Genomic DNA, 12,831 nt, shown 5'->3' on the forward strand with positions numbered 1-12,831 from the left:
AACTCACTATTCTCCAGTGCGAGCCATCAGCACCGCGCCGAGTTCCTGATGCATTTGGCGCAGCAGGGTTTCCGTGCTTTCCCAGTTGATGCAGGCATCGGTCACTGAAACACCGTAATGCATCTCTGCACGTGGTTGCTCAGACGACTGATTCCCTTCGTGCAGATTGCTCTCCAGCATAATACCGGTGATCGAACGGTTACCCGCTTTGATCTGCTCAACGACGGATTCGGCAACGGCCGGCTGACGGCGATAGTCTTTATTCGAGTTGCCATGGCTGCAATCTATCATCAAGGACGGCTGGAGTCCTGCATCCTGCATCTGTTTTTCGCAAGCAGCAACGTGTTCCGCGCTGTAGTTTGGCGTCTTGCCTCCGCGCAGGATCACGTGGCCGTCTGGGTTGCCCTGAGTTTGCAGCAGGCACACCTGCCCGGCCTGATTGATCCCGACGAAACGGTGTGGCATCGAAGCCGCACGCATAGCGTTGATCGCCGTACCCAAGCTGCCATCGGTGCCATTTTTGAAGCCGACCGGCATTGAGAGACCAGAGGCCATCTCGCGGTGCGTCTGGGATTCTGTGGTACGCGCGCCGATCGCCGACCAACTGAACAGGTCACCTAAATATTGCGGGCTGTTAGGATCCAACGCTTCGGTGGCCAACGGCAAGCCCATGCCCACCAGATCCAGCAGCAGGCGACGCGCGATGTGTAAACCAGCTTCAACATCAAAGGTTCCATCCATATGCGGATCGTTGATCAAGCCTTTCCAACCGACCGTGGTTCTTGGCTTTTCAAAATAGACGCGCATGACGATATACAGCTGATCGCTCAATTCAGCCGACAGCGCTTGCAGACGACGCGCGTAATCTAGCGCCGCATCCGGATCATGGATCGAACAAGGCCCGCACACCACCAGCAGACGGTGATCCTGCCCTTTCAGAATGTTGGCAATGGTTTGGCGTGCAACAGAGATTTCATTCTCATCACGAGCACTGAGCGGGTGTTGGTTTTTCAGCTCTTCCGGGGTAATCAGAACCTGTTCTGCACTGATATGTACGTTGTTGAGCGCGTCTTTTTGCATGATGCTATTCCTGTCTTGTGCCGTTATACGTGAGCGTTGATAGAACATTGAGCGTTATAACGCTTACATTACCATGCCATGTAAAGATTTCAATCCATTAGCTGTAAATAAAAAGTTACCATCATGGAAAAACTTGCTTTGGCAGGATTAAAATTTCACTGAAATGAATATAATATATTGATAAATAACAATAAAAATTAATTACGCTCTGAATTCACCCCCTATTAAGAGGCTTATAAAAAAGAGTCACCACCTTCAAAGTGTAAACATTTTAGTACGAAAAATATTTACACTTTGTCGGTTCCAGGCTCACTGAAAAACATCTCATCTTGCGGAAATCATCCATGTAAAAAAGTAATCAGCATCAGTAGCAACAGATAACAGCCAATAAATTAAACAACTAAAAAACAATTAGAATACAATTAACTGGCAATTGATTTTCAATCATTATTCATTTCCATTTATTCCTGCAGATTTAAAACAAGTATTGAATAAACATTGCTTAATCTCACAGTTATCCCCTGCTAAATAAATAATCATGGCTGCAAATCGTTTGCACCTCTTAAGAGGTAATCTGCATAGACAGAGCCCGCCTCATCTGCCTTGAGGGGTGATAACCGTTAGCAGTTTTTCATTTTTCACAAGGGACACTCATGATAACTCTGGAATTCGCGATTATTATTCTCTGCTTATTAGTCGGCACCCGATTTGGCGGTATGGGGCTGGGCTTAATTAGCGGCATTGGTTTATTCCTGCTGTGTTTTATATTCGGACTTGAGCCTGGAAAACCCCCTGTTGATGTCATGCTGACTATTCTGGCGGTCATTGGTTGTGCCTCGGTGTTACAAACCGCAGGTGGCCTGAACGTCATGATGCAATATGCCGAACGGCTGTTGCGCCGTCACCCACAGCACATTACGCTGCTAGCCCCGTTTACCACCTGGACGCTGACCTTCCTGTGCGGTACCGGACACGTGGTTTACACCATGTTCCCGATTATCTCCGACATCGCCATCAAAAAAGGGATCCGCCCAGAGCGCCCAATGGCCGTAGCCTCTGTCGCTTCACAAATGGCCATTACCGCTTCACCGGTTTCCGTGGCGGTTGTTTCATTGGTTTCGATCATCGCGGCCGGTCATGGCATCGGTAAAGCCTATACACTGGTTGAAATTCTTGCGGTCTCCATCCCAGCGTCGCTGGTGGGGGTGCTGATGGCCGCCTTGTGGAGCCTGCGCCGTGGTAAAGATCTGGATAAAGATCCTGAATTCCAGGCAAAAATTCAGGACCCAGAGCAACGCGCGTATATTTATGGTAGTACCGAAACGCTGCTCAACCAAAAATTCCCGAAACAGGCTTATTGGTCCACCGCCATTTTCTTCGCCGCTATCGCTATCGTAGTGCTGTTGGGGGCTTTTGCCGATATACGCCCTTCATTTGCTGATGCAAAAGGGGCGCTGAAACCGCTGTCGATGAATCTGGTTATCCAGATGATGATGTTGATTGCCGGTGCTGTGATCCTGATCGGCTGCAAAGTGAAACCGGGTGATATTGCCAACGGCGCCGTGTTCAAGGCCGGGATGGTGGCGATATTCTCGGTATTCGGCGTAGCCTGGATGAGTGATACCTTCTTCCAGGCGCATATGGGCGATTTAAAGCTGTTGTTGGAAGATGTAGTCAAAAGCCAACCCTGGACCTACGCGATCGTTCTGTTCCTGGTTTCCAAGCTGGTTAACAGCCAAGCCGCTGCTCTGACCGCGATTGCCCCTATGGCGTTGCAATTAGGCGTTGACCCAAAAATGTTGCTGGCCTTCTTCCCAGCGGCTTACGGTTACTTTGTATTGCCAACTTACCCTAGCGATTTGGCTTGTATTGGTTTTGACCGCTCAGGGACAACGCGGATCGGCAAATTTATCATCAACCACAGCTTTATTATTCCAGGATTGATCGGTGTACTGAGTTCCTGCATCACCGGTTATATTTTGGTGACCACCTTCCTGTAAAACCCCTGTACGGCAACGGGCAGCTGTCGTTGCCGTACAACCAAGCCCGTCTCAATACCCTGTTCAACATTAAGGTTAACAAGCACTTTATGCTACTAATGCCAGAAAATGCAGTAGAAGAAAAATGAATAAGTAGCGAATGAAAATTAAAAACTTAAGCTAATCGAGGCTATTTTTGTCGCAGTGACGAACCGATATAATGTGACAGCTATCACTTATTATCACTCTTAACAACTGGATCCAAAATGCTCTCTTTACGCGCTCGTCGCGCCATTCCGCTGTATTTCAGCTGCTTGACCGCTTTCACCAGTATCCCAGCCCTTGCCGACAACACCCTCTTCACCGCGATGGACGATCCGTCCACCGCCAAGAAGCCGTTTGATGGCAATATTCAGGCGGGTTATAACGCCCAGTCTGGCAACTCGCAGAACTCCACGCTGTTAGCCAACACCACCATGACCTGGTTTAACAGCGATGCCGCTTATAGCCTGTGGGGGGCGGCGAACAATAGTACGTCTTCCAATGTGCGATCCTCAGAAAGATATCAGGCAAGTGGCCGTACCCGTCAGAATCTGACCAGCCGTAACTATATGTTTGGTCAGGCCGGTTGGTTGAACGATCGCTTCAACGGTTATAATTCGCGTACTACCGTGACCGGGGGCTATGGTCGCCAGATCTTCAACGGCCCACTTCATGACCTGCGTGTAGAATTCGGCCCCGGGGTTCGCCACGATGAATATCGCGGTGGTGGTCGCTCTACTCGTGCTCTGGCCTACGGTGCAGCTAACTATTCTTACCGGTTGACGGACAATGCCCGTTTCTCAGAAGGTTTATCCGCGCTGGCTAACGATGAAACCACCATCAACTCAGAAACCGCGCTGAACGTATCAATCAACAACGATTTTTCTCTGCGCTTGGCTTACACCGTGACTTACAACAGTAAGCCGCCAGCATCAGCCCCAAAGAACACGGATACCACCACTTCCGTCACGCTGGTTTACGGTCTGTAATTCTCTCGCCTTCCAGCCTCTCTCTTCTAAGCCCATCATTGATGGGCTCAGACTGCTGACTAACCCCACTTCTTCAGGTGGGGTTCTTCTTTTTTAGCGACCGCAGGTCGCGATCGCGATATTTTTCCATAACCCCGTCATTGGCAACTTCTGTTCGCCCAAGGCACCTTTCTGGCCTTCCCAAGACGCTTTCCACCACCGGTAAAGACAATAAAGAAGCGCCAGCAGCGCCATCTTTTTCATATTCTGCGCTGTGGCCGCCAGCAGGCACTGCATCTGCACTTTTGACAGGCCACGGAACCGCGCATATCGATGGCCATGGTGCTGTTTCGCATCCGCGAAGCTTCTCTCCACTGTCTCTTTGCGCCGCGCGTAGATTTTCTTGCCCCATTTCGTCAGCCGTAACCTGTTGGCTTCCTCTTTCGCCTCTTCCCACACATGCCGCGTTATCGTTTTCTGTGCCTTGCTGTTCTGCGTACATTGCTGCCTCTGCTCACACCGCTGGCACACTGCCGGGGGTGAACGGTAATGCCGATAACCGTTACGGTCTGTCGTGCTGTAGACCAGCAACGTGTCTGCCGGGCACACATACACATCACGCTTCTCATCGTACCTGAAGTGCTTTTTCTGGAAGTCATTCTGACCTTTGTGCGGCCGCCGATAGCCGGGAACCAGCGCGATACCCATTTCCTGTGTCAGATGGCACACCGCGGCGGTGAAGTAACCCGCGTCCACGCCCACCGCCACCGGCTCCAGACCGAAGCGCTCTACCTGCCGCTCAAGTCGCCCGATAAAGGGCTGGCTGTCATGGACATTACCCGGTGTCACATGCGTATCCAGGATGATGCCGTGCTTCCCGTCCACCGTGCGGTGGTCCAGATAGAAGAAGCCCTTCGGTTTGTTGTCCCGGTGCATAAAGCCGCTTTCCGGGTCGGTGGTGCTGACTTTGGTGTTCTTAACGGCGACGGCGTTTTCGGGTGTCTTTTTTACGGCGGGCAGCGGCTTTTTTTCGTGCTTCTTCCTGTCGGCCTCTACAGCAGCATCAAGCTGCTCCAGATATTCACTGATGCCCACCGGACGTTCTTCATTCACCGCTCTGCGAGGGTTGGCGTCGGCTTTCAAGTGCGTGCTGTCAGTGTAAAGAACACGCCCGTTGGCCATGCCGCGGCTGAGAGCCTGTTCCACGATGTGGTCAAAAATCTGCTGGAAGACGTCGCTGTGGTTGAAGCGGCGGAGGCGGTTCTGGCTCAGGGTCGAGGCGTCAGGGACTTTTTCGGTGAGGGCCATACGCAGGAACCAGCGATAAGCGACATTGACCTGTATTTCCTTGACCAGACGGCGCTCGCTGGGGATACCGAAGAGATAACCCAGCAGCATCATTTTAATCAGGCGAACGGGGTCAATAGCGGGTCTGCCGTTATCAGGACAATAGAGATGAGCAACGGCATCGCGGATAAATTCAAAATCGATGGCGGCATCGATTTGGCGAACCAGATGGTCTTCAGGGACCAACTCATCCAGGGTGATGGTTTCAAACTGATATTGCTGGGGAGAGGGTGTTTTGAGCATGGCAGTCAGTCCATTTTTTGCACTGACCTTATTAGATCAAAGTCCTGGCCTCACGGCCAGGACTTTGTCATCAATCTGAGCCCATCATTGATGGGCTTTTTTTATACTTACTACTCTGCATTACACATTCTGCTAAAAAAATCATATCCCACTTGACGACTTTAGCAATCAGCTTAATACTGTATACATATACAGTAACCATGACCAGCAAGAATAGATCGTTAGGGGACATCGGTATTTTTTCTTGAGTGTGGTTTAACTCAATAGCGTTTTATCATTTTTACCAAGAGGGGGTTTCTATGATGCATTGTCCACTGTGTGGTAGCGTGGCACACACTCGCTCCAGCCGTTACTTGACTGAGTCGACTAAAGAACGTTATCACCAATGCCAGAACATTAATTGCAGTTGCACGTTTGCCACCCATGAATCGGTAGCCCGTGTCATTGTAAAACCTGGTGATATCATTCCGGCGCAACCGCATCCGGAAAAAGGCAAGCAGCGCGCCGCAGCCGCACTGTAATAGGTTTTCTCTGCGACTGACCACGTGCGTTTCCATTGGCAAACACGATTTGGCAGTAACCCGTTTTTTTGCATAAAAAAGGGGCTTACCATAACGGTAAGCCCCTGATAGCTATTAACTTTCGGATGTAACCTTAGTTAACGCGGTTCAGACGCTCTTTGATACGAGCAGACTTACCAGTACGCTCACGCAGGTAGTACAGTTTGGCTTGACGAACGGCACCACGACGCTTAACAGTAATGCTGTCGATTACTGGGGAGTGAGTCTGGAATACACGCTCAACACCTTCGCCGTTGGAAATCTTACGAACAGTGAATGCAGAGTGCAGACCGCGGTTACGGATAGCGATAACCACGCCCTCGAATGCCTGCAGACGTTTTTTGCTACCTTCAACGACCCATACCTTAACTTCCACGGAATCACCCGGACGGAATGCAGGTACGTCTTGCTTCATCTGCTCTTGTTCAATTTGCTTAATAATGTTGCTCATAATATGTCTCTTACCCTAGGTAAACTGATATATCGGTCCCGTCTGTATCAGACGTTCCCTTCATAGTCCTGTTACTTGGCCTGATGTTCCCGTTGGAACTCAGCCAGCAACACCGCTTGCTCGTCAGTCAGAGCTAGGCTTTCTAGAAGTTCAGGTCTTCTAAGCCAGGTACGGCCCAGCGACTGCTTTAAGCGCCAGCGACGTATCTCGGCATGGTTGCCCGACAGTAAAACCGGCGGAACCTCCATCCCTTCCAACACCTCGGGGCGGGTATAATGTGGGCAGTCCAGCAATCCATCAACAAAAGAGTCCTCTTCTGCTGAAGCCTGATGGCCCAGCACACCCGGTATAAAACGGGCGACTGAATCAATCAGGGTCATTGCCGGCAGTTCCCCACCGCTGAGGACGTAATCGCCGATTGACCATTCTTCGTCAATTTCGGTTTTGATCACGCGCTCATCAACCCCTTCGTAGCGACCACACACCAGAATCATCTTCTGATTAGCCGCCAGTTCGCGCACACCGGTTTGATCCAGCTTGCGCCCCTGAGGTGACAGATAAATCACCTTTGCTCCCTCGCCTGCCGCTGCTTTTGCTGCATGAATGGCTTCCCGCAAAGGTTGCACCATCATCAACATTCCCGGTCCGCCACCGTAAGGGCGCTCGTCCACGGTACGATGCCGGTCGTAGGTGAAGTCACGCGGACTCCAACACTGCACGCTCAGCAGGCCATTTTTTACTGCCCGGCCAGTCACCCCGTAATCGGTGATTGCGCGGAACATCTCAGGAAACAGGCTTACAATACCAATGAACACCAGCCAATCCCCATCTTGTTATTCCACTTGCTTCGACCGCTGAATCCGGAGGTCAAAAACCAGGATCCCACTCCGCCTCAATAATCTTGGCAGCGAGATCGACTTTCTTGATAACCTGCCCATGAAGAAACGGGACCAACCGCTCCTTCATGCCAAATGCATCTTTCAGGTTTGCCCGCACGACCATCACGTCGTTTGAACCGGTTTCCATCATATCGACGACTTTACCCAGTTCGTATCCGGAAGTGGTGATTACCTGGCAGCCCATCAGGTCTTTCCAGTAATAATCATCGCCTTCCAGCGGAGGCAACTGCTCGGAATCTACCACAATCTCGCAATTGGTCAGTAAATTCGCCGCATCCCGATCGTCAATGCCTTTAACTTTGATGATCAGATCCTGACTATGGCGCTTCCAGTCTTCCAACTCGACAAGCTGCCACTTACCTACCAACTGGATAAACCAGGGCTGATAGTCAAATATGCTTTCGGCATTTTCGGTGGATGAAAACACTCTGAGCCAACCACGAATGCCGTAAGTAGACCCCATTTTACCGAGTACAATCGGCGCGATCGGTGCTACCGGTTTGAGTTGCTTGCTCATTGCCACCACCGCGACAGATTAAGCTGCTTTCTTGGCTTCTTTGATCAGCGCAGAAACGCGATCAGAAACCGTTGCACCCAGACCCTGCCAGTGCTCAATGCGATCCAGATCCAGACGCAATGCTTCAGCCTGACCAGATGCGATCGGGTTGAAAAAGCCTACGCGCTCGATGAAACGACCATCACGAGCATTGCGGCTGTCGGTCACTACTACTTGATAGAACGGACGCTTTTTAGCGCCGCCACGTGCCAAACGAATTGTTACCATAACATCCTCTTTAGTTAATAAAACAGCCGGGCCCCATTGAGGGAACGGGGCCCGGTTGCAATATAAAAAGCCCGAAAATTTTACTCATTTTGGCGCAAAAAGCAATCTAAAGCGTCGATTGCCAAGAATTCGTTTTTGCAACCATGAGACTTTCAGGCGGTTTTTACCGCGAACGGCAAATCGTTGAACGCGTTCACATCCACAAATGCAAACGGCTTTAGCGGCCTGGGAAGCCCGGCGGCATCATACCTTTCATGCCGCGCATCATCTTCGCCATACCGCCTTTCTTCATCTTTTTCATCATGCGCTGCATGTCGTCGAACTGTTTCAGCAAGCGGTTAACGTCCTGCACCTGCATGCCAGAACCCATCGCGATACGGCGTTTGCGCGAGCCCTTGATAATTTCAGGCTTGGCGCGCTCTTTCAGCGTCATGGAGTTAATGATCGCCTCCATGCGCACCAGAACTTTATCGTCCATCTGCGATTTCACGTTGTCCGGCAGTTGCCCGGCACCCGGAAGTTTGCTCAGCATGCTGGCCATACCGCCCATGTTGCGCATCTGCTTCAACTGCTCCAGGAAGTCGGTCAGATCAAAACCGTCGCCCTTCTTCAGCTTGTTAGCCAGTTTTTCGGCCTGCGCACGGTCAACTTTGCTTTCAATATCCTCGATCAGCGACAGCACATCGCCCATGCCGAGAATACGTGAAGCCACGCGGTCGGGGTGGAACGGCTCCAGCGCGTCGGTTTTTTCACCCACGCCGAGGAATTTGATCGGCTTGCCGGTAATGTGGCGAATAGACAACGCCGCACCGCCGCGCGCGTCGCCATCGACTTTGGTCAACACGACCCCAGTCAGCGGCAGCGCTTCATTGAACGCTTTGGCGGTGTTGGCAGCATCCTGACCGGTCATGGCATCGACCACAAACAGGGTTTCCACCGGCTTGATCGCCGCGTGCACCTGTTTGATTTCGTCCATCATCGCTTCGTCAACGTGTAAACGACCAGCGGTATCGACGATCAGAACGTCGTAAAACTTCAGCTTGGCGTGTTGCAACGCACGGTTAACGATATCGATCGGTTTTTCTTGCACATCAGACGGGAAGAAATCGATCCCCACGCCTTCTGCCAGCGTTTCCAACTGCCGGATCGCCGCAGGGCGATAAACGTCGGCGGAAACCACCAGCACTTTTTTCTTCTGTTTTTCTTTCAGGAACTTGCCGAGCTTCGCCACGCTGGTGGTTTTACCCGCACCTTGCAGGCCCGCCATCAGCACCACGGCCGGTGGCTGCGCCGCCAGGTTCAGCTCAGTGTTCACTTCGCCCATCGCGGCAATCAGTTCGTTCTTGACGATCTTGACGAACTCTTGGCCCGGCGTCAGGCTCTTGTTCACTTCATGGCCAACCGCGCTCTCTTTGACGCGGCTGATGAAGTCACGCACCACCGGCAACGCAACGTCCGCTTCCAGCAGTGCCATACGCACTTCGCGCAGGGTGTCTTTAATATTATCTTCGGTCAGCCGCCCACGGCCGCTGATATTGCGCAGGGTGCGCGACAATCGATCGGTTAAATTTTCAAACATCGTCTCATGCTCAACGTAAGAGTCAGGCCGCAGTGGCGACACAATTGCGGCGATTATAACACGAAGCAAACACGATCTCTGCCTTAGCGTTGGAGATCGGTTGGAGTGAAGCGCGCTCAACGCTATACTGGCATTCCAATTAACCATGCCGATGCTAAATAACGCTATGCCAGTTTTCTCCATTGTGGCTTTGATGGCCTACCTGCTCAGCCTTGGACTGATTATTCCCAGTTTGTTGCGGAAGAATAGCGCTTACCGTCGGCTGGCTATCGTTTCGGCCGTAGTGGCACTGATCTGCCATGCCGTCGCACTTCAGCAACGCATTTTTGATGTCAACACCGGGCAAAATCTCAGCCTGTTGAACATTGGTTCGGTTGTCAGCCTGATTATCTGTTCGGTGATGACCTTTGTGGCCTCACGCGATCGCGGCTGGTTCCTGCTGCCGATTATTTACAGCTTTGCGATTATCAATCTGGCCTTAGCCAGCTTTGTGCCGGGTGAGTTTATTACCCATCTGGAAGCCAGCCCAGAACTGATGGTGCATATTGGCCTGGCGCTGTTCTCTTACGCCACGCTGATGATTGCGGCACTTTACGCCCTGCAATTGGCCTGGCTGGATTATCTGTTGAAGAACAAAAAGCTCAGTTTCAGCGCCGATATGCCACCACTGATGAGTATTGAGCGCAAGATGTTCCACATCACCCAGATCGGTGTGGTGCTGCTAACACTGACGCTGTGTACCGGCCTGCTTTACATGGATAATCTGTTCAGCAAAGAGAACGTGCATAAAGCCGTGCTGTCCATCATGGCCTGGTTTGTCTACATCGTCCTGCTGTGGGGTCATTATCACGAAGGTTGGCGTGGCCGCCGCGTGGTCTGGTTCAGCTTTGCGGGTGCCTTTCTTCTTACGCTGGCCTATTTCGGCAGCCGCCTGATCCAGGAAGTGATGGTGCGCTAGAATACTCTCTAGTGCCTCCTCATTCCGGTGAGGCCTTCTTTCCCTATGCATAAGGAATACCGCGTTGGAGCATGTTTCGACAGGGGCCCTCATCCTCATCCTGGTGATTATGATTGTGGTCTCCGCTTATTTTTCAGCTTCCGAAACCGGCATGATGACGCTCAATCGCTATCGCCTGCGCCATTTGTCCAAGCAGGGCAATCGGGGCGCGCGTCGGGTGGAGAAACTGCTGCAAAAACCCGACCGCCTGATTGGCCTGGTGTTAATCGGTAATAACCTGGTCAACATACTGGCTTCAGCCTTGGCGACTATCGTCGGTATGCGCCTGTATGGCGATATTGGCGTCGCGATCGCTACCGGGATACTCACCTTTATCATTCTGCTGTTTGCTGAAGTGTTGCCAAAAACCTTTGCCGCGCTTTACCCGGAGCGCATCGCCTTTCCCAGCAGTTTCCTGCTGACGCCGCTACAGAAAATCATGTTTCCGTTGGTGTGGCTGTTGAACGGCATCACCACTCTGCTGCTGCGTATTTTTGGCATTCGTACCAACGTGCGCATCAGCGGTGCCTTGAGCAAAGATGAGTTGCGAACCATCGTGAACGAATCCCAGTCACAGATTTCACGCCGCAATCAGGACATGCTGATTTCGGTGCTGGACTTGGAAAAAGTGACGGTGGACGACATTATGGTGCCGCGCAACGAGATCGTCGGCATTGATGTCAATGATGACTGGAAGTCGATCATGCGCCAATTAACCCACTCCCCGCATGGCCGCATCGTGCTGTACCGCGATTCGCTGGACGATTCCATCGGCATGTTGCGAGTGCGTGAAGCCTACCGCCTGATGACCGAGAAAAAAGAGTTCAACAAAGAAAACCTGCTGCGCGCCGCCGATGAAATTTACTTCGTGCCGGAAGGCACGCCGCTCAATGTGCAACTGGTGAAATTCCAGCGTAACAAAGAGAAAGTCGGCATTGTGGTCGATGAATACGGCGATATTCAGGGCTTGGTCACGGTGGAGGATATTCTTGAAGAGATCGTTGGCGACTTCACCACCTCAATGTCTCCGACCCTGGCAGAAGAAGTGAATCCACAAAGCGATGGTTCAGTATTGATCGACGGCACGGCCAACGTGCGTGAGTTGAATAAGGCCTTCAACTGGAACTTGCCCGCCACGGATGCTCGTACCATCAACGGTATGCTGCTGGAAGAGCTGGAAGAGATCCCGAACATCGGCAAACGGGTGCGCATTGGCCATTATGATATTGATATCCTCGACGTGCAGGAAAACATGATCAAACAGGTACGCGTCACGCCGATAAAATCGTTGCAGGCCAGCGTGCAGAATCATTGATTACTCTTTGATATAAAAATAAAAAGACGCAATTTCGCGTCTTTTTTAGTTTCTGAATACTGACGGAGCTAAATATGCAGTTCTTGCAGTTTCTCTTTCGGCAGCGCCAATTCGTCGTTATGGTTCACGACCACGCCATGATCGAGAATATGCTTGGCAATTTCCTGCGCTTCTTCCAATGAATGCATGTGGTAGGTGCCACATTGGAATTCATTAAGCTCAGGAATTTTACGCTGGTCAGTAACCTTCAGCACGTCAGACATTGCCGCTTGCCAAGCATCGGCAACGCGCTGCTCTTCTGGCACACCAATCAGGCTCATGTAGAAGCCAGTACGGCAACCCATTGGCGAGATGTCGATAATCTCCACGCCATTACCATTCAGATGGTCGCGCATAAAACCGGCAAACAGGTGCTCCAGCGTATGAATCCCACGTTCCGGCATCACTTCCAGATTCGGGCGACAGAAGCGCAGATCGAATACGGTGATGGTATCGCCATGAGGAGTTTTCATGGTTTTAGCAACGCGGACAGCCGGAGCTGCCATGCGGGTATGGTCTACGGTAAAACTATCCAACAGTGGCATGTT

General features: G+C 51.5%; 13 protein-coding genes. 5 read left to right on the plus strand and 8 right to left on the minus strand.

The features are described from left to right. Positions 1-6: 6 nt before the first annotated feature. Positions 7-1,080, minus strand: a complete 1,074-nt coding sequence (locus ACX9GT_RS20605) for a 3-deoxy-7-phosphoheptulonate synthase (RefSeq protein WP_473188486.1) — start codon at positions 1,078-1,080, stop codon at positions 7-9. 653 nt (positions 1,081-1,733) lie between these two features. On the opposite strand from ACX9GT_RS20605, the gene ACX9GT_RS20610 reads away from it, so the two are divergent. Next, entirely contained in the window at positions 1,734-3,080 is a 1,347-nt protein-coding gene (locus ACX9GT_RS20610) for an anaerobic C4-dicarboxylate transporter (RefSeq protein ID WP_473188487.1), read from the plus strand. A 245-nt stretch (positions 3,081-3,325) separates the two neighbouring features. Beyond that, complete coding sequence (locus ACX9GT_RS20615; protein ID WP_459401415.1) at positions 3,326-4,090, plus strand: DUF481 domain-containing protein; 765 nt, start codon at positions 3,326-3,328, stop codon at positions 4,088-4,090. 93 nt (positions 4,091-4,183) lie between these two features. On the opposite strand, the gene ACX9GT_RS20620 is transcribed toward ACX9GT_RS20615, so the two are convergent. Further along, entirely contained in the window at positions 4,184-5,659 is a 1,476-nt protein-coding gene (locus tag ACX9GT_RS20620; RefSeq protein WP_473188488.1) for an IS1182 family transposase, read from the minus strand. Between the two features lie 299 nt (positions 5,660-5,958). Here ACX9GT_RS20620 and ACX9GT_RS20625 point away from each other — a divergent pair, with 299 nt between their 5' ends. Continuing rightward, positions 5,959-6,180: a DNA-binding transcriptional regulator gene (locus ACX9GT_RS20625; RefSeq protein ID WP_473188489.1), complete on the plus strand. Its 222-nt coding sequence runs from the start codon at positions 5,959-5,961 to the stop codon at positions 6,178-6,180. Between the two features lie 133 nt (positions 6,181-6,313). On the opposite strand, the gene rplS is transcribed toward ACX9GT_RS20625, so the two are convergent. The 5 genes from rplS to ffh form a co-directional block, all read right to left on the minus strand. Next, positions 6,314-6,670, minus strand: a complete 357-nt coding sequence (rplS, locus tag ACX9GT_RS20630; RefSeq protein ID WP_004712521.1) for a 50S ribosomal protein L19 — start codon at positions 6,668-6,670, stop codon at positions 6,314-6,316. A gap of 71 nt (positions 6,671-6,741) precedes the next feature. Next, a complete protein-coding gene (gene trmD / locus ACX9GT_RS20635; protein ID WP_473188490.1) occupies positions 6,742-7,485 on the minus strand; it encodes a tRNA (guanosine(37)-N1)-methyltransferase TrmD in 744 nt (247 codons plus the stop codon). 52 nt (positions 7,486-7,537) lie between these two features. Next, a complete protein-coding gene (gene rimM, locus ACX9GT_RS20640) occupies positions 7,538-8,086 on the minus strand; it encodes a ribosome maturation factor RimM (RefSeq protein ID WP_473188491.1) in 549 nt (182 codons plus the stop codon). A gap of 18 nt (positions 8,087-8,104) precedes the next feature. Then, a complete protein-coding gene (rpsP, locus tag ACX9GT_RS20645) occupies positions 8,105-8,353 on the minus strand; it encodes a 30S ribosomal protein S16 (RefSeq protein ID WP_037404063.1) in 249 nt (82 codons plus the stop codon). Positions 8,354-8,570: 217 nt separating this feature from the next. Continuing rightward, a complete protein-coding gene (gene ffh / locus ACX9GT_RS20650) occupies positions 8,571-9,932 on the minus strand; it encodes a signal recognition particle protein (RefSeq protein WP_473188492.1) in 1,362 nt (453 codons plus the stop codon). Positions 9,933-10,098: 166 nt separating this feature from the next. On the opposite strand from ffh, the gene ACX9GT_RS20655 reads away from it, so the two are divergent. Beyond that, a complete protein-coding gene (locus tag ACX9GT_RS20655) occupies positions 10,099-10,890 on the plus strand; it encodes a cytochrome C assembly family protein (RefSeq protein ID WP_473191653.1) in 792 nt (263 codons plus the stop codon). 64 nt (positions 10,891-10,954) lie between these two features. Beyond that, complete coding sequence (locus tag ACX9GT_RS20660; protein WP_473188493.1) at positions 10,955-12,244, plus strand: HlyC/CorC family transporter; 1,290 nt, start codon at positions 10,955-10,957, stop codon at positions 12,242-12,244. A 68-nt stretch (positions 12,245-12,312) separates the two neighbouring features. Here ACX9GT_RS20660 and luxS read toward each other — a convergent pair whose 3' ends face one another. Beyond that, positions 12,313-12,828 (minus strand): S-ribosylhomocysteine lyase, encoded by a 516-nt coding sequence (gene luxS / locus ACX9GT_RS20665; protein ID WP_473188494.1) that lies wholly within the window; start codon positions 12,826-12,828, stop codon positions 12,313-12,315. Between the last annotated feature and the right edge of the window lie 3 nt (positions 12,829-12,831).

The organism is Serratia sp. YWN4 (genome assembly GCF_055790845.1).